Origin of the sequence: Terriglobus sp. RCC_193 (assembly GCF_041355105.1) — a bacterium.
Classification (GTDB): Bacteria; Acidobacteriota; Terriglobia; order Terriglobales; family Acidobacteriaceae; genus Terriglobus.
On record NZ_JBFUPK010000001.1, the window covers coordinates 1,312,365 to 1,330,077 of the forward strand.

A 17,713-nucleotide genomic window follows, 5' to 3' on the forward strand; every position below is an offset into this window, starting at 1 on the left:
GTGACCGCGTTGTACCGCTATTGGTTCGTATCCGGGGTAGGCGAGTGCTTTTCTTCACTTGGTCGCGTGAAGCGGCACATATTTTCCGGCTATGAAGTGATATATGGCATCACTCATCGAAGTTGCTGTTAGCCGGACGATAGTTATCTTGGGATAGCCCGATGAATCGACTTTCCCAATTTCTAGCCGATCCGCTGTTGCTTTCAGCAGAACTGAAGGCCCTGCTCCCGAACGGCCATTTTTTGCCAACCAAAAAGTCGTTACGTGAGCACCTACTAGAGGACCGTTGCCGACCAACAGATACATCTTCTCAGTCGGCCTAGCCGTTGACACAAGGCTGGCTGAAAACCATTCCTGTGGAATCACCTTACCCTGCACTCCTTGATTCTCCACTGCCTCTTTCACGTCTTTGTCCATAGAGAGGAGTTTCAGCATCTCAGGGGGAACGGGTACGGGCTTGGTAACGGCAGAGGATTCTGCATCGAAGATTCGCTGCTCCTCTTTCGCTTGCCCGTAAGAAGCGGCACCTGCTACAGCCAGCATGATAAGGACGATTAGAGGTCGAAGGACTGTCATTGGCACTCCGGTGCAGATTGCATCGATTGATTGTAGGCGGCTTGAGCAGCAGCCATGCTCTTCCCACCTTGTCCGTAGTTATTACCGGGGAGACTGGCCCATTCGTTGGCACCCCGAGAGATTGCTGTTGAGAGGTCTCCATTCATTGCAGGCGTGATCATGTGTCGCTGGTCCATCAGAGTGTTTGCCGCCGAATCCTGACCAGCCGGAGAGAAGTCGGTGAAGCCATTTCCAGCTGCTGTCCTAGCCATGATCTGATATCGACCGAAGGCTGTAGTTGGGATGTAAGAACCGTCGCTTCGCGGAAGGTGAACCATGACATTGGGATGGCCCTGAAGGGCTTCAGGATTAGCGATCCAATCGGCACTTGAGTTGCCCCCTACCAAGCCAGCAAGATAGCTCGGTGCCGAGGTTATCGTTCCTCCGCCCGCGAAGCTTCCGTAACCGCCATTGGGCAAGCTGTCGGTCCCCTCAGTTTGGGCGATCATTCCACGCATGGCGGCCTGCATACAGCCTCTCCCGACGGGAGCGATATTCACATTGCCGTTATTCCCGACGGAGACTTGCCTGCTTCCGACCCACCCATCTCGCCAGGTTCCACCATTGTCACCACATTCGCCAGAATTGCTCTTGTGATCGATGGATTCAACACCATCATTATTGTCGTTCATGTAGACGCAATCGAGACCGGAGGGGTCAGTGTTGATGAGAGGATTATTCCGAGCATAGGCGTAGAGATTGAAGCTCTGTGGATCTGGAAGATTGGCGAATGTAAGCCCGGACGGGTCCGGCGACATGAAGCGGCCCATCGTAGAGGCGTAATACCTCGCTCCCATCAAGTCTAAGCCGCTCTCGGTATCTCTTTCTTTGCCGGTGAACTTGTATCGGTTGAAATTGGGATTGTTATCCAGCTCTTGTCCAAACGGGGCAAAGGCTCCTTGCCAGACCAGCGTTCCCGCATCCGAGAATTCGAGTGAAGCAGTATTCAGATGATCCGTGATGGTGTACGTGGTTGTGGGAACCATTGGTCCCTGAATTGTCATCGTGTCAACGGTCACCGAAGCGCCAGTCTCTCCCGAATCGGGATAGTAAAGCGTTGGCAGAGTGGTGGAGTTGGCCATGATCGTTGTGCCATTGGCATGACGAACCTTCAGGCCGGAAATCCATAGATCCCAGTGTCCTGCCTGAAGCAGAGAACCTTGGACTGACGAAATCTGGAAAGGGCATCCTACATAACTGGAGAGATCAACGACACGAGTAGTCCATGTGTTCTGGGCAGGACTATGGTCAAATCTAAAGCCGTTCGTATCGGTCAGCGAGTAGGTTCCTCCACACTGCCAGAAGGCCATGCTTTTAAAACCGCCATCGACGTTATTGGAATACTGTTGCCATTCCAAGGTATCGCCAGCTTGAATCACGTAGTTGCCGATGCCATTCGGATAGTAGCCGAGTTGATACTGAAAAGCACTCAGCCGCTGGTATCCAAGGCTCGTAGAGTTACCCTGAAAATGGAATCCTGTAGTGGATGTTGTGTTGCCAAGAGCAATCCTCGCGATACGCTTTCCATTGGCGATGATGTAATCCGTCCAGGCTCCACTTTGATCATGCTCGGCGAGTACCTGGCCGTTGAGATACGCATATTCTCTCCAACTGCTTGCTGCTGTGTTTGATCCGGTAAATTGATCGGCCCGCACCCGCTGTCCTTCTGGATCGTAGGCGTACACAGCCGTCTTGTAATAGGTATTGGCGCTACCCGGTTGTCCATCGATTTCGGCGATACGGGAATCACCATCCCAACGATATTGCCGCGCGTTGAGATTGGTGTTGCTGCCATCGCAGAGGACATTTCCAGACAGGTCGTAGAACGATGACCCGCCCCCGGCAGGAATACAGTCAAACGTTCCTGCCAGCAATCGGTTGTTGGTATCGTAGGGCCATGTCGACGTGTCATAGCTCGCATTCGGGAACGGACGAGCGTTGACTGTGCCTACTTGGTTTGCGGCTGGTGCATATCCCCGGTCTGAGACCATATTGCCGAACGAATCGTAGCTATAGTTCATGTGGCGGACAGAATTCGCGAAATTCGGTGCATCCCATGATATAAGCCGATTCAGGGAGTCATACTGCATCGCCTGCGAATAAGGTGCATTTGGGAGGTTATCGGTAATCTGCCAGATATTGCCGTTGTTGTTCGATTCTGCCCCGCAACTGCCGCCACCCGTTTGAGTAAAAGCATAGGACCGGTCCAGATAGTTCGTGCCGGAACGCGAAACCTGTAAACGGCATGTTAGAAGCCGAGAGTTCTCTGATCGTGTCTCGACGACACCATTTCCATACGTTGTCATTGCTGGAGATCCATCGGGGTAGTATTGGAGCCCGACATATTGCGTCCCAAGTGCAGCTGACGTTCCTGCGTAGACACCACTCAAGCGCCCTGCGGAATCGTAAACGTTGGTAACTGCCGTTCCGTCCGGATACCCGATTCCAGTCATATTTCCGGCGAGATCATATGCCGCCAATGTCTTTACGTTGTATGAGCAATCGGACGGTAGACAGTCAGCCTTATAGGTCAATCTCCCCATGACGTCATACGCATAATTCGAAGCAACGTTTACCCCATTACTTGTATGCGAAAGACGCCCAATGGCATTTGTCGATATCGGCGCAGGAAGTGTGTTTCCTCCCTCGTCCTTGCCATCATAGGCGTACCACTGATTTGCTTGTCCATTCGAATACGTCTTGTGAAGCAGACGATTCAGCGCATCGTAGCTATAAGAGATCGTGACGCCACGCGCATCCGTCTTAGTCTTCACATTGCTGTGATTATCATAGGTATAGGCGATTGATCCCGTTTCAGGATTCTGTGCAGTGAGCAAGCGTCCGAGCGAGTCATACGTGAAGTGGCGAGTCCTCGCAGTTTCGCCCGAGGCACCGGCCTGGTTGACGTCCGTCAGATCGCCAAATGCGTTCATGATGTATATGGTCTTGGCACCGTTTGCATCGACTACGCCAACCAGATGACCGAGCGCATCCGTAATCTGTGTCGTTGTATGGCCGGCCTCATCCGTAATCGTCACCGAATCGTTGATAGCGTCGATGGACCGGTTGTTGTATGTCCACGTCCTGGTGGTCCCGTCGGGATTTGTCACAAGGATGGGGCGTCCCAGCGCGTCGTATCCATCGTTCGCGCTAAGATTCGAGCTACCGTAGTACGTTGTGCCATCGCTCCCTGATCCGCAGTGCGGGTTCGTCACGCTGCGTACGCGATCCATCAGGTCGTAGCTGATCTCGACTGAGATGTCGTTTCCGCCTGCACATCCTCCCTGCGTCACCGTCCGAATCTTGCGACCGAGTCCGTCATAGAACGTCTTGGTGACAACGTTCGTGGAGTTGTTCTGCTTAACCGTTTCGTCTACTTCATTGGCAGAGGGATAGTCATAGGTCGTTACGCCTCCGTCGGGCCGGTAGATGTGGTTGAGACGTCCATCACCATAGTAGTCATAGGTGATCGTTTGGTTGCTGGCATCTTTTGAAGTCAGAAGTCGCAACGATGCAGAATCATAGGTTGCTGTGGTCGCATGCGAAAGGGAGTCTGTAATCGTGGTTGGAACTGCTCCCTGATACGTTGAAGAATAGTCGTATGACGTAGTTGTATCTGGAGTACCGGAGTCGTGTGGCAACGTGACGCTCTTCAGCATTCCAAATGCCGTGTTGTCGTATGACGTTTCCAGGTCAGCGTTGGCAGTGTCCAGATGATGCTTGGCAGAAGTGGGGTTCCCCTGTGTCGTATTGTTGTAGCCCCATACAGTTGAGCGAGTTTGAGTTGTAGCGTTATCCGTGGCAGTCGTGGTGTACGGGAGATTCAATAGGTTGGAAGCCAGATACCCAGCAGCACTTGGCCCAGAAAACGCTACGAAAAATTCATCGTTTGAGGCAAGTGCGGAACCGGGACTCGAAGCTCCATACGCGTACTCCGTTTGAGATGTCTTTTTTCCAAACGGAACGGTCGGTGTTTCACCGCCCAAAGCGTGAACGGTAAATCCTGAGTCGTAGGAGTACGTTGTTTTCTTACTGGCCCCACTAGCCCATGCAGTGGTTTCCGAGATAGGCAACGCCGCGAGGCTCAGCTTATCTTGGGCTAACGCAGAGGTATTCGCGATCGAAGACGGAAACCACTGATAGCTGGTGCTCCGAGACTTTAACAAGTTGTGGTTACTGTCGAACCATCTCGTATGAGCAGGGTAATAGCTGCACGCTTGCCCTTGTACAGAAGTATCGAATGTGAAATCGGTAATATTTCCGTACGGGTCTTTGTAGCCCGTGTCGGCATACCCGGATTGAGAACCAGAATCTGGCTCTCTTGCTCCATATTGCCAGAGCGCAGCGGTAGCGGACGCGGACTCATGCACCTCTCGGTATCCCACGGAGGTCATTTCACTGCCACCAACCGGGAACACACCGCAGATCGTCGTGCTCTGTCCCCAGGCATATCGGATATAGCCGCCCGTGGGAAGGGTTAGCTTGGTGAGTTCTCCATAGTTGTACGGAGCGGTTGCCGCGTTGGTGTAGTCAAACTCATATTTCTGTGCGTCTGAAGTCGGAAGTACCGCCCGGACAATCTGAATCCCGCTACTCACATATTCATTCTGGTTACCAATACCATTGTTCTGATCCGGGTATCCGGCCCCATTGAACAGATAGGTCCGGTAGTTAACGGTTCCCCAGCAGAGATATATGGGAGAAGAGACTCCTGGCGGTGTGACTTGTTGTTCAGTAGGAGTTCCACTATTGCAGTGTCCCTCTGGAGTGATGGAGGTGAGGCTTGGAATAGGAATACCTCGGCTATCCGTTCCGGCAGACCAATGGATCTGATTGCCATTGGGATCGGTGACAGTCTGAAGAGAGGTCCCATTGCCATTGCATCCAAAGGCATAAGCGATTCCATCTGAATCACGTAACGTGCACATGGCGGTATCGTAAACCAAGCCTGAGCCATCGACTGAGCGCCACTGTGTACCGGTCGTATTTAGCATTCGATGACCGCCGCCGCTTGGGTCGGTGACCATCCAATACTGTGCAACGACGGAGTTATCCGTGCGGCTGCGCTGATACTCAAGGGATACCGCGTAGTTCACTGAAGAGGTGAAGTAGATGCCAAGTTGCTGGCCATATACTCCACCCCCTGTCTGTGTCCAGTTTGCAGTGCAGAGCTGATAGGGACTGTACTGTGGACATTGAGGGTATTCAGCCATACATGGCTCGATTCCTGGATGCCCTACGTCGTCGCTACAGTCAAAATTCAGTTGATATGTTGGAGGCGTATAACCGAGCCAAAAATCGAGCTTGAGCTTGCCTAACTGCGGCTGGGACCACAGAGGGATATGCACATTCAAAGAGCCGTTTGTTTGACTCACTGACTCAATCGAAGACCCCTGCATTGGCACAAATGGCCGGGTATCAGGAAATTGAGGGCCGTTCTGAGCGTACGTTTTGAACGTAACAAGCAGAAAGAGACATAGAAGAACAAGGCGCAGCTTAAGCATCGTGCAAATCCTACAAAGGAAGTGACACGCAACAGTCACAGGCATTCGTCAAAATGCCATACCTATCCGGCATCCGTTTTGCTGCTTTCCGCTTTCGCGGCAAACCAAGGAGTTCGGTCAATTTACGACAGCGCAGGACGCAAGGCAAGGAATTTCAAGAACTCATCCGCAATTTTGTATCGATTCGGCACCGATAGAGACTTGCGTCCTGAGTCGCGAAGCCTGTGTGGTTTTCTGCCAATGTCACGTGATGAGTGGTGGACACCCCTCAGCACACAGGCAAAGACGGGACTCCCGCAAATACATACTGTCCGGTTACCAGACGGTGAATGCGTAGAAGTAAGTGAAGAGATGATCGAATAGGAAATCGACTGGAGTTAGGTGTTTAGTCCCGGTATTTGCTGGTGCATATTTTTCTGAGGGTGAGAAGGAGGCACTATGGGACAGGTATTACACCGGAGCGCCACAACGACAGCTACGGGATTAAATCACCAGCGTGAAGCAGTTGTTAGAGGTCCCTCTAAAGGCTTCGTTCAGCATAGATTTCTCTCGCTTCGAGACTAGAGGGAGGAGCTATGCTCCTCGCCTGTCTTCAGCCGCGTACCGCGTCTTCCGCCACCCACCACAGCGGCCTTCCATGAGAAGGCCCCGCTGTGTCAAGAGCGATTTACGTGACCCGAGGGCTTTCGAGACATGACGGGATACGCCGATGGACCTCGTTCATCGGCGTATCCCGCTGTTTTGAATATCACTTTGCCTGTTCGCCCACGTCGATACGATTTCCGTCCGGATCTGCGAACACAAATGCGCGCTGTCCATACTCTTTATCTGCAAGCGCCTTAATAATCCGCACTCCTGCGGATTCGCATGCTTGATAGAGAGACGTGGCATCGTCCACGAACATGTGCGCCACATTAGTGATGGACGCCTGATGATCGCGCTTCTGGCTTAGGTGCAATTCCGCTCCGTCTTTCTTTAGCACCATGAAACCGACGGGGCTGCCGTTCTCGAAGACCTTCCGAAACCCAAGCACCTTCGAGTAAAACTCGTATGAAACTTGGATGTCACGCACGCTTATTCCTGGGGCCATACGACCGAAAACGATTTCGTTGACCGGCTTTTTATCCATAGCGGTGTCCTTTAAGGAGCCGAAAGCGGCGGTGCGCGCATGCTCAGAATAGGAGCGGTGTCCCACAGCAGAATACTATGTACCGCCCACCCAAAAGCCCTTGTCAGAAGCTGCGCTGTAGACCTCCTTTACTTGAAGAAGCACGCCAAGTCTCTGTCGCCACCCTTCCATCCGCACTCTGTGATGGGCGTATGTATGCCCGGTGCAAGCTGGGTGTTACTCGATTCAGCCGGTGCTGCCACCTGTTCCGCGGCCTCGCTCGCCACCACTATGTGTATGGGAGTCGCCAAACCCGCAAGACGCAGTCACCGAACCCGGCGTTAAAAACTTCGATCTATGCGGCTAGCTTGGCCGCTGTAGTTGTCTGGTGCAATGGCTGGTATACCTCGCCGGTGACCCAGAGGTGATGTAGAACCACCGCCAGCTTCCGTGCAACACCAACAAGGGCTCGCTTCTTGCCGAGCGCAGCTCCGCGCGAGGCGAGCGTCAGGCCCCAGCGTCTCAGATCACTGTCGACACCGAAGGGACCGAGGATATGATGAGCGCTTTCAATGAGCAGCGATCTTAGATAGGGATCTCCTTGCTTCGTGATGTGAAGCTGAGGCTGGCAAGTTCCAGAGTTACGGCGTGCCGGCTGCAGTCCGATGTAGCATCCGGCATCGCGGCTCTTCTCGAACCGGTGAGGGTCTTCGAGAGTGAGGATGTAGGTCAGTGCTACGAGAGGCCCTACGCCATGGACCTGGGTCAAGAGCGCAACTTCGGGGTAAGACGTTTTACCGAGTTCAATGATCTTGCGGTTGTACTCGCGAATCTGGATCGTAAGCGCCTTGATGCTTGCGAGCACAGGCTCCATGGAAACGCGCAGCGCTGGGCTGAGGTCCATGCTGACATCAGACTTGATGATCCGGCTACTTGAGCCTTGCAGCCGCTCCCCGTTCGTCTTCACAAGACCGCGTGCCATGTTGATCAGAGTGGCTCTCGATCGAACGAGACCGGCACGTGCTCGTATCAGAGACAAGTCCGCCTGAGCCTGTGCGCTGCGATGAGTCACTGGAGATAAGAGCTTCGGATCAACTCTTGCCAGGCGTGCCAACGTCCGTGCGTCTAAACGGTCGTCCTTCTGCCTGCTCTGAGCAATCAGACGCACGTGCCGTGCGTTGGCAACGATGACTTCGTGACCAATGCCACTCAGCAGGCGGCTCACCCAAGGCGAATGTGTCCCCGTCTCAAGTGCGATACGGCCTATAGCCATGGCTCCGAAACAGTCCGAAAGCGCCTTCGGTGTGGTCCGCACCTTCTGTTCGCTGATGACCGTGCCCTCTGCGTCCAGCACACAGTACGCGCTGGACTTGTCACCCAAATCCAATCCGATCGTGAACGTCTTCTTGGGAACCTCTGGAATGCGTGTCTTCATCGGTGTACTCCTTCCTTCCTGAATACGGCTCTGGGAAAACCGTAATCCAAGTCGGCCCCGATCCGGCCTTCTCATCCCATCTGTTCCTGCCGCAACGCGACCCTGGAAATCCTGTGCGCTGACGCGCACAAATGCGGAAGCCAAGCCTCGCTAAGGGGCGCTGCCCCGATCGCGCGGCGCAAGGGGTTTCCCGCAGTCTTCCGCGCTGCGCTTGTGCAGACCTTCGCTCCGCTCGTCCTTTCCGTTGCGCTTCGCTGCTCTCCAAGGATGGGAGATACCCCTCCCCTTGCACCTTGCTACCCCCGCCTTCGCCAGGTGGCGTTCGGCATGTACATGCCGCGTTTCAACGCGGACGTGCAAAAGCCAAACCCCAAGGAGAAGACACCATGAGCAGCAACGCCAACGTCACCGCCATCGATAGCAAGAAGCCCCTCTCCAAACAGGAACTCATCACCGCCAACATCAAGCTCCTGATTGAGCAGTTGGAAGCGGGACAGTCCGACGCCCTTACCCACTACCTCACGGCTATGAGCCGCTTTCACCAGTACAGCTTTGGGAATGTGCTGGAGATCGCCCGGCAGATGCCCACCGCCACGCGCGTCGCTGGTTTCTGGACGTGGAAGAACATGGGGCGCAGCGTGAATGCAGGAGCCAAAGGCATCCGCATTCTTGCTCCCATCGTCGGCGTTCGCCGCAAGAAGAAGGAAGAAGCCGAGAAGGACATCACGAAGCAGAACGAGCGTGTGTTACTTGGCTTCCGCAATGCCTACGTGTTCGACGTCTCGCAGACCAACGGCGTGGACCTGCCCAACCTGCACGAAGTCAGCGGCGATCCCGGCGACGGTATCGAACGTCTGGCCGGGTTCCTCAAAGACAAAGGCATTCAGCTTGTCTATAACCCCAACATCGCCCCCGCCCTCGGCATGAGCTACGGCGGACGCATCGCCATCTTGCCGGGACAGTCGAAGGCCGAAACCTTCGCCACGCTCGTACATGAAACGGCGCACGAGATGCTGCACAAGGCCGAGCGGCGCACCGCAACCACCAAGACCATGCGGGAATTAGAAGCCGAAGCCGTGGCCTTCGTGGTGGGCAAAGCCGTTGGACTGAAAAACGAAAACACATCCGCCGATTACATCCAGCTTTATCAGGGCAATGCTTCCTTGCTGGCCGAGAGCTTGGAAGTCATCCAGCACACCGCCAGCGTGATTCTTGCCGCGTTGGAGCCATCCATCGAGACCGAAGACGGCGTACTCGCCACCGACGCTCAACCGGAAGGGGTGGCGGCATGAAAACCGTCCTTGCCATCTTGCAGAAGGCCGGAGGCTGGCGGCCCAGCCTCTACCTCAAGATCGAGAACCCGCCCTACATGAAGCTTGTCATCGAGGCGACCGATGAATCCGGCCCGTGTGGTCTCCCCGCCCTCTCTGTTGCCCACCACGGGGAGAAGAACGGCGATCTCATGCGCGACCCGGAGATGTGTTTCGAGTTGGGCTTCGCGGGTGATGCACACCTGAACCCGTTCTATTGGCGGAACGATTACGTGGGCATCGAGCAGTGGAGCCGCTTCATCCGGGATGGCAACTACTGCTATCAACCGCAACTACACGAACAGCACGAGAACTTCGCCAAGCTGTGGGACAAGAACCTCCAACGGCAGGGCTTTGCTGAAGCCTTTGAGCGGCAGCGACCGCAACGCTCCTAACCCAAGTTTCTCCGCCTACGGAGCGGATACAGGGCAGCGTGTGCGCTCCACAACCGCAACCATCCACAGCCCACAAGGAGGGCACCATGCAGGACAGCAGCGCATTCCAGTACATCGCTATCGACCAGATACATGAGTCCACCACCAACCCGCGCCAGACTTTCGAGCAAAGCAAGCTGGAAGAGCTTGCCGAGTCCATCCGGCAGCACGGTCTCATTCAACCCATCACCATTCGGCCCAATGCCAGCGGATTCGAAATCGTTGCCGGGGCAAGACGTTTCCGAGCCGCACAGCTTGCCGAACTGTTCTCTCTCCCCGCCCGTATCGTTGATCTTGACGATGCCGCCGCGATGGAGTGGCAATTGGTCGAAAACTCGCAGCGCGTGGACGTTCACCCGTATGAGGAGGCGCAGGGCTTTCAGCGCCTCTTAGACCTCCCCGGCAATGATGTCGCCGCGCTTGTCGCCAAGTCCGGCAAGAGCGCAAGCCATATCTACGCCCGTCTGTCCCTGTTGCAACTCATCCCCGATGTCGCCCAGGCATTCGTCGAGGAGCGCATCACCGCCAGTCATGCCAATTTGATTGCGCGGCTACCCCAAGAGCATCAAGCCGACGCCTTCGAGAACTGCTGGCGTAAGGACTGGCAGGACAAGGAAGCGCATCTGCTTCCCGCGAAACATCTCAGCGCATGGATACAGGCTAACCTCTACCTGAACCTTGCCGAGGCGCCATTTGACCGCGAAGATACGACCCTCAAACCAGAGGCAGGAGCCTGTGTCACCTGCCCTCGTCGCAGCGGTTTCAATACCAGCCTGTTTGCCGACGTGCAGGGCGACCAGTGCCTTGACGCGCCCTGCTTCCAAGCCAAAGTGACGGCGCATATCGAGCGCGAGATTGCCGCGCGGCCCGAGCTTGTCACCATCGAAACCGCATGGAGAGCACCGAAGGAGCAACATCCCGGAGCTTTGCAAAAACACCAATACCGCGAACTCGACGTCCCCGACAACCCCGACGCCGAGCCCCCATGCAGTCACACCAAATCCGCAATTATCGTGTTCGGCAAACATGCCGGACACACTCTGACTGTCTGCGTTGATCCTGATTGCCCGGTGCACAACCCGCGCGAAGCTGCGCGAGTTGCCAGCGACCCGCCGCCGGTCATGGCTCCCGCTGTGGCAGAGGAGACAGAGGAGGAAGCAGCGCAGCGCGAAGCCGAGTATGCGCAACGTATGGCCGAGTACAGGGCCGAACAGGAGCGCAAAGAGGAGGAGCGCGAGGCCGAGTTCGAACGCCAGCAGAAGGAGTATGAAGCCGAGCAAGCCCGCCGCGAAAAACAGCGCAAGGCACGGCGTGCCACTTTCGAACGCATCATCGCAGAAGCCCCTGCGTCATTCAGCTTGGCACAGATGCGCCTCTTCCTACGGCTGCTTATCCATCTGGACTACAGCTTTCTGGAGGAGGTTGCGACTCACTATGCCAACGGTGATGAAAACATGCAACAGTCGGACGATGAAATCGTGCTGGCCGCATTGGAAAGCACCGCAGACGAAAAGCTAACCGGCCTCGCCCTGCGCCTCGTCCTTTCGGATCACGTTGGCATTCCCCACGAAAGCCAGCCCGATTTGCTCGCCGAAGCCGAGCAGGTCTTCGCCCCGAAGAAGCCCAAAGCGATCAAGGCGAAGGCTCACTCTTCCGGCAAGCCCAAGCCCACCGCAGTCAAAGCTTCGGGAAAGAAGGAGACCGCAAAAAAGAAAGCTGCCTAATTGTTCGTCTTCGGCCCCGGATTCGTCCGGGGCCACTTTGTCTGCATTAGCAAAAATGCGCTGGGAGACACCCCTTCGGTTTCTCCCAGACCCTCATCCGGCTATCTCTTTATTTATATTGATGTTTATGGAGATCTCGAAATTTGGTCGATTTCTGGAGCAGCAGTGTTCAGAGTACCTACCTCTTGATTGCATGCCGAGGCGCACTTTCCGGCTGCGAACTGTTACAACCAGCCGATACCGGTAAGCCAGGCTATCTGAATCAGATCTCGGGTTTATTACACCTTGATATCCGAGGTCGGATGTTCAAAAAGCAAAGCGTGCCCCAAGCTCGATACGTCGGGCTGTCTCTGCCGATAGTGGTTGAGAGAACGTCGATGACGAGACCACCGTTCCAACTGCAGTGACATTTGTGTGATTTAGTACATTGGCACTCCGTGCATTGAATGTAAGCGTACGTGGATGTTCCTTATCTTTCGGATTGAGCCTGAAAACGCGGGTCAGATTCATATCGAGATGCACCCTGGCAGGCATCGTCCCCAAATTGCGAGAGACATCCCCGTTGACTGCGTTCGTGGTGAGAAGGCCGAAGCGGGTGGAGTAGACGCCTGATCCGGGAGCTGAAGCATAGGAAGGACGGTCATTGAAGTTGCCATCGCCGTTCGCGTCTGTGCCGGTGGTGATGTTGTAGGGCTGACCGCTCAAAGCATCGAGTATCGCCGATAAATCTAATTTGTAGGGCAGATGAAGGCTTCCTGATGCATAAATCGAGTTCAGGCTTGTTCCATCCGACCTCGATGATTCTCCCGTTTCGCTGTAGCTCGATTGGGGAATGGAAATCGAATTACTCGTATTGGTTTTCAGGTTTACGTGAACGTAATACGCGGAGATACCGAAGAGTTTCCCGTTGTTATGGTCTACGCCAGCAACGAAGATTGTGCCTGAAAGATGACCTGAGTTTTGATATTGCAGAATATTTTCATTTGGTGCGATGGGACGGGGTGCGAGAAGAGCGGTGGTTGGATCTGGGGGTGTACCGATGCTGCTACCAACAAGAGGAGCATTGATGTTCTTGATGCGAAGACTTCCCCAGTTGTTTGCCCAAAAAAGAGTGGTTGCTGCGTGCCAACCGTGAGGAAAAGTGTGCTCAACACTGACATGGGTCTGGAGAGAAGAAAATTGATTAAGGGCTCGGGGGAACTGCTTTACCGTGCTGACTTGAATCGACCCGGAAACGGGCGTCAGAGGACTGGCGAAACTTGGAGAGTAAATAGTGAGTGATTGTTGACGGGCCCCATTGAGCCGATAGACTTCCGTTGCGGCACTTTGAACGTTAGGGTCATGAAAGATTCCAGCCCTCAAGTGAACGACCCAAGTTGATTTCTTGTCCGGTGACCACGCAATGCCCAGGCGGGGCGAGAAATTGGCGAAGCTGCCGGGAGTCGTCTGAAGCTGATAGCGCAATCCGGTTGATAAGGATAAACGGGATGCGAGCTTGATGGCATCCTGCGCATACAGCGAGAGCCGCCATTGCGTAAGAGGCACTAATGGAGTGCCACTTGTGAGCTGATATGTTGTTGGAGATCCTCAGCGAGATTTAATAGGGCACGACGGTACTGCTCTATTGGACTGATGGTTGTCGTTTGACCGGTTGGATTGCCACCTGAGTCAAGCATCGGCGCGCTACCACCACCGAATATGTAAACGCCATTGAACGTATCCGGATCATAATCGTGTACAAAAATACCAAGCGACTGAGCGCCGATTTTAAACGAGTGCGTTCCACGAGTAAGCATCACATCGTCGTCTATTTCAAGGTCTCGCTCTCGATTGTTCAAATTCTGGCTGGTGGATCCCCCTCCGGAAAAGTAACCAAGAACCTGTAGCGATGGGTCCAATGAATTCGGCGTTTGCGTTGTGCGCTTCCAGGTATAGCCAATTCGAGTCTCATGCAGAAGATTGGGACTCAATGTCAGCACATTGCTCAGTCGCAAATTGTATTCGCTTACGCTGCTTGAATAGCCAGCCTCTGCAAGTGTGAGGCCACCAACACCCTGATTGCCGAGGCTATTGTTATTTGCGGAGAACGAAAGTGTTCCAACGTCATTCGGCGTGATCTGCCAGTCATTGCGAGCGGATGCGATCCAGAGTCTTTGTGGGGCAGCAACAGTCTGTTGTAACGCTATTTGGTTGTTGGCGGTGTCCAGGCCCTTTGCATTGACGACGCTGAATTCGTCGATATCTCGTTTCTCGAGAGCAAGTGCAAAACCACTCTTCTTCCGAACGACGGGACCATTGAGCTCAAAACCGTAGCGACGCTTACCCGCCGGAGTTGCCGTGGTGGAGAATGGATTGGTTGAGTTAAAATTTCCATCGCTATCGGTGAAGAATAATGCTCCATGGAACAAGTCAGCACCGGGTTTTGTAAGTATCTCGACACGTCCTCCGAGATAAGGCGCTCGCTCATATTCAGGTGAAAACATATCCGGATTGATGCGTATCGAAGTGATCGAATTCTTGGGCGGCAGTGCGCTTGCATTCTGAAAGCCATCAACCACAATGGTGGCCGATCCAGGCAAACCGCCCCCGCTGGCCGCGAGGGCCTGTAGCTGCCTCAGAAAATCGTCAGGATCGTCCGCAAGTTGCTGGACTTCCTGAGCCGTCATAGTGCGTGTGCCTACACCATGATCTGCATCCATCGCTGTGGCATCGTCTACAGCCTGTACATCTGTTTGAACTGCCGCAACTGCAAGCTGGACTCGAACGTGCGCATTTCCTCCGACTCGCTCGTCGACTTTAGTGACTCCTTGGGTGAACCCGTCCGCTTCCACAGTGATAGTGGCTGCCGTTATGGGAACACAAGGAAACAAAAAAGCGCCTGAGGTATCTGTAACGGTCTTTTGTCCGTCCGCTGCTTCCACTTGGGCGCCAGAAATCACTGCGCCAGTCGGATCCATGACTGTGCCTTCGATATGGATGCCAGATGTGCAGTGTTGTTGTGCGGGCACCTGGATCGCATACAGCAATGCCGCAGATGCCACTGCGAGTTTCCAATCAATCCTGATGACAACTTTCACACCCGTTCCTCCGTTCTACGAATCGACGCCTTGACCATAGACGCGACGTGGAGGCACTAGAAAAACAATCGGGACGAATGGTGCGTATGGGCTGCTGAATGGTAGTCGCATTACGAAATGCGCTTCTCAGCGTCACATCAGGGGCATAACATTTGAGAGTCGCACATGCTTACGGGCTACATGACGAGATGGCGGGCGAATCATATGAAGAGAGCGGCGTTGCGCGCGGGACAGCACTGCGCCCTATGGACTGTCGTAGTCGTTCTATTCGCACTTCAGAACTACACCTACGATGCTTTGTATGGACATCCGTGGCCAGTATTGCAATACTTTCGCTGGTCGATGGAGGGTTGGTACACGTGGGCTGCAATCTCTCCCCTTGTCTTTTGGCTGGCAGCCAAATATCCCCTCGATGCTAAGCATCCCCGTCGGTTCATCTCTCGACATCTCGTTGCAAGCGTGGCCGTTGCGTTCCTTGCTGTGGCTGTCTTGGCTTTTATCTCACATTACGTAGAACCTGGGGTACAGCCGCTGCGAAAGCGCCTCATGCTGGCGCTTGGCAAAGGCATGGCGCTGAACATCCTTACCTATTGGGCTCTTCTAGGGCTGACACAGGCGTTGCGTTTCTATCGAGAAAACAACGAGAGGCGATTGCGTGAAACACAACTGCAAACACAGTTAGTGCAAACTCAATTGCAGGTCTTACAGATGCAGTTGCATCCGCATTTCCTGTTCAACACCCTTCATGCAATCGGAACCCTCATCCATGAAGACCCTGTATCTGCGGAGCAGATATTGCTCAATCTGGGAGCACTCTTACGAGTATTTCTGGAGCAGGAGTCTTTGCATCAAATATCTCTTCAGCGCGAATTGCATCTGGTGGATTTGTATCTGAGCATTCAACGGATCAGATTCAGGGACCGCTTGACGGTACATACGTTTATTGCCCCTGACACTCTGCAAGGAGCGATCCCAAGCTTGATCCTTCAACCAATTGTTGAGAATGCCATTGTGCATGGCATAGCGAAGAATCCGGGCAGTGATGTGATTGAGATCAGAAGCTCAAGACAGCAGAACTCACTAGTAATCGAGGTCAGTAACTCAAACAGTTTTCTTCGCGATGATGTGCGCCAGGACGGAGTTGGCTGGGGAATCGGATTGTCGAATACTGAGCAAAGATTGGAACAGATTTATAACGGCGCTGCAGCGCTCTCCATTCAGGCGCGTTCTCCTAGCGGAGTGGTTTGTAGAATTGCCCTCCCCTTCACAAGTAGCACCTCCGTACGTTCAACCGAAGAGGAGCTCCTTGCATTATGACGATCAGGGCACTTGTCATCGATGACGAACCACTCGTGCGGAGCAGCATTCTAAAAGTCCTTCGCGACGATAAGGACATTGAGGTGATTCATGAATGTGAGGACGGTATATCAGCACTCGAAGTAATCAATCGTGAAAGCCCGGACTTGATTTTTTTGGATGTCCAAATGCCCGGATTGACCGGTCTGCAAGTTATGGAATCGTTGGAGGGAGCTAAGGTTCCCATCACTGTATTCGTAACAGCGCATAAGGACTACGCGATTGAAGCATTCGAGACCAATGCGGTGGACTACATTCTGAAACCCTTTGGAAAGGATCGGCTGGAGCGAGCCATTGCTCGTGCAAAGATGCGTTTCGCCAGCTCTCTGGACAGCAACTATGCGGTTCAATTGATACAAGCGTTAGCCTCCGTTCAGAAACAACAGCAATACCAAGAGCGGATAGCGGTACCTGTAAATGGACGAATCCTCCTTATCGACACTAAAGACATTGAATGGATCGAAGCGGACAGGAATAGTGTTCGTTTGCACTTGGGAACACTCGTGTATGAGCTTCGCAATACTCTTACCAACATTGAATCCAAACTGAACCCGAAGCAGTTCACGCGGATTCATCGCTCGACGCTCGTGAATGTCTCGAAGATCAGAGAAATACATCCTTGGTTCAACGGATACCACAAAGTGATAATGCGCAGCGGGCAGGAGCTAAGTATGAGCCGACATCAGAGTGAAAGTGCCCGGATGCTTCTTGGGGGACTTAATCAGTGAGTCTCGTTAGCACAGTCAACGGCAATTTCCTGTGCCGCGACGGTCAGATACCGGTCAGAACATCGATGGTTAAACCTTCTTCTGCAACGGAGTTCTTCGGCCATCGTTTTCCCAGGTACCTGTTCTACAGCGCGCTCGGGTTCTGGACACTTTCGATTCTGCTGATCTGGGCTGTATCTACGATCTACTTCGTATAACCTGACCGGGTCAGAGGCGTTAATCGAACACCTTTCTTCGCTCGAACAGGCCAAGCTGCCGAAGTTTATCGTCCCATCTCGAAGTAGCATTCCCTGGCCTTAACTGGGAGTCATGCTCCAGCAAGCAGAACGGGGATCTCCTCACGGAAGACTGTGGCTCGTCCTTTATCCCAGAAGCAATTCTGAGCCACTTTCACTACTGGCACACAGCCTGCTCCTAACCTA

At 53.9% G+C, this 17,713-nt stretch carries 11 protein-coding genes; 5 read left to right on the plus strand and 6 right to left on the minus strand.

Annotation, left to right across the window (positions count from 1 at the left end; all coding sequences use genetic code 11):
- Window positions 1–54: 54 nt before the first annotated feature.
- From AB6729_RS05530 to AB6729_RS05545, 4 genes are all read right to left on the minus strand, one after another.
- The gene (locus tag AB6729_RS05530; protein WP_371080571.1) at window positions 55–576 is read right to left on the minus strand and encodes a hypothetical protein; all 522 of its coding nucleotides are present in this window, start codon (window positions 574–576) and stop codon (window positions 55–57) included.
- Window positions 573–5,828: an RHS repeat-associated core domain-containing protein gene (locus tag AB6729_RS05535; RefSeq protein ID WP_371080572.1), complete on the minus strand. Its 5,256-nt coding sequence runs from the start codon at window positions 5,826–5,828 to the stop codon at window positions 573–575. The genes AB6729_RS05530 and AB6729_RS05535 overlap by 4 nt, the downstream gene beginning before the upstream one ends.
- 1,039 nt (window positions 5,829–6,867) lie before the next feature.
- Entirely contained in the window at window positions 6,868–7,248 is a 381-nt protein-coding gene (locus AB6729_RS05540; RefSeq protein ID WP_371080573.1) for a glyoxalase superfamily protein, read from the minus strand.
- 334 nt (window positions 7,249–7,582) lie between these two features.
- Window positions 7,583–8,662, minus strand: a complete 1,080-nt coding sequence (locus AB6729_RS05545) for an IS110 family transposase (RefSeq protein WP_371080575.1) — start codon at window positions 8,660–8,662, stop codon at window positions 7,583–7,585.
- 386 nt (window positions 8,663–9,048) lie between these two features.
- Between AB6729_RS05545 and AB6729_RS05550 the strand changes: the two genes are divergently transcribed.
- From AB6729_RS05550 to AB6729_RS05560, 3 genes are all read left to right on the plus strand, one after another.
- Window positions 9,049–9,954, plus strand: coding sequence for an ArdC family protein (locus AB6729_RS05550; RefSeq protein ID WP_371080577.1), 906 nt, complete (start codon window positions 9,049–9,051; stop codon window positions 9,952–9,954).
- Window positions 9,951–10,367 (plus strand): hypothetical protein, encoded by a 417-nt coding sequence (locus tag AB6729_RS05555; protein ID WP_371080579.1) that lies wholly within the window; start codon window positions 9,951–9,953, stop codon window positions 10,365–10,367. The genes AB6729_RS05550 and AB6729_RS05555 overlap by 4 nt, the downstream gene beginning before the upstream one ends.
- Before the next feature lie 86 nt (window positions 10,368–10,453).
- Window positions 10,454–12,130, plus strand: a complete 1,677-nt coding sequence (locus tag AB6729_RS05560; RefSeq protein WP_371080580.1) for a ParB/RepB/Spo0J family partition protein — start codon at window positions 10,454–10,456, stop codon at window positions 12,128–12,130.
- Window positions 12,131–12,436: 306 nt separating this feature from the next.
- Here AB6729_RS05560 and AB6729_RS05565 read toward each other — a convergent pair whose 3' ends face one another.
- On the minus strand, window positions 12,437–13,675 hold the full coding sequence (locus AB6729_RS05565; RefSeq protein ID WP_371080582.1) for a TonB-dependent receptor domain-containing protein: 1,239 nt from the start codon (window positions 13,673–13,675) through the stop codon (window positions 12,437–12,439).
- Window positions 13,675–15,207 (minus strand): carboxypeptidase regulatory-like domain-containing protein, encoded by a 1,533-nt coding sequence (locus tag AB6729_RS05570; protein ID WP_371080583.1) that lies wholly within the window; start codon window positions 15,205–15,207, stop codon window positions 13,675–13,677. Before AB6729_RS05570 ends, AB6729_RS05565 begins: the two co-directional genes overlap by 1 nt.
- A gap of 165 nt (window positions 15,208–15,372) precedes the next feature.
- Here AB6729_RS05570 and AB6729_RS05575 point away from each other — a divergent pair, with 165 nt between their 5' ends.
- Window positions 15,373–16,524, plus strand: coding sequence for a sensor histidine kinase (locus tag AB6729_RS05575; protein ID WP_371080584.1), 1,152 nt, complete (start codon window positions 15,373–15,375; stop codon window positions 16,522–16,524).
- Window positions 16,521–17,291: a LytR/AlgR family response regulator transcription factor gene (locus AB6729_RS05580; RefSeq protein WP_371080585.1), complete on the plus strand. Its 771-nt coding sequence runs from the start codon at window positions 16,521–16,523 to the stop codon at window positions 17,289–17,291. Before AB6729_RS05575 ends, AB6729_RS05580 begins: the two co-directional genes overlap by 4 nt.
- The last annotated feature ends 422 nt before the right edge of the window (window positions 17,292–17,713 follow it).

What these genes read in the sequence shown, in the direction of transcription:
- AB6729_RS05560 (WP_371080580.1), top strand. Translation starts at nt 10,454, where the DNA reads ATGCAGGACAGCAGCGCATTCCAGTACATCGCTATCGACCAGATACAT.
- AB6729_RS05540 (WP_371080573.1), bottom strand. Translation starts at nt 7,248, where the DNA reads ATGGATAAAAAGCCGGTCAACGAAATCGTTTTCGGTCGTATGGCCCCA.
- AB6729_RS05580 (WP_371080585.1), top strand. Translation starts at nt 16,521, where the DNA reads ATGACGATCAGGGCACTTGTCATCGATGACGAACCACTCGTGCGGAGC.
- AB6729_RS05575 (WP_371080584.1), top strand. Translation starts at nt 15,373, where the DNA reads ATGCTTACGGGCTACATGACGAGATGGCGGGCGAATCATATGAAGAGA.
- AB6729_RS05555 (WP_371080579.1), top strand. Translation starts at nt 9,951, where the DNA reads ATGAAAACCGTCCTTGCCATCTTGCAGAAGGCCGGAGGCTGGCGGCCC.
- AB6729_RS05530 (WP_371080571.1), bottom strand. Translation starts at nt 576, where the DNA reads ATGACAGTCCTTCGACCTCTAATCGTCCTTATCATGCTGGCTGTAGCA.
- AB6729_RS05535 (WP_371080572.1), bottom strand. Translation starts at nt 5,828, where the DNA reads ATGGCTGAATACCCTCAATGTCCACAGTACAGTCCCTATCAGCTCTGC.
- AB6729_RS05545 (WP_371080575.1), bottom strand. Translation starts at nt 8,662, where the DNA reads ATGAAGACACGCATTCCAGAGGTTCCCAAGAAGACGTTCACGATCGGA.
- AB6729_RS05550 (WP_371080577.1), top strand. Translation starts at nt 9,049, where the DNA reads ATGAGCAGCAACGCCAACGTCACCGCCATCGATAGCAAGAAGCCCCTC.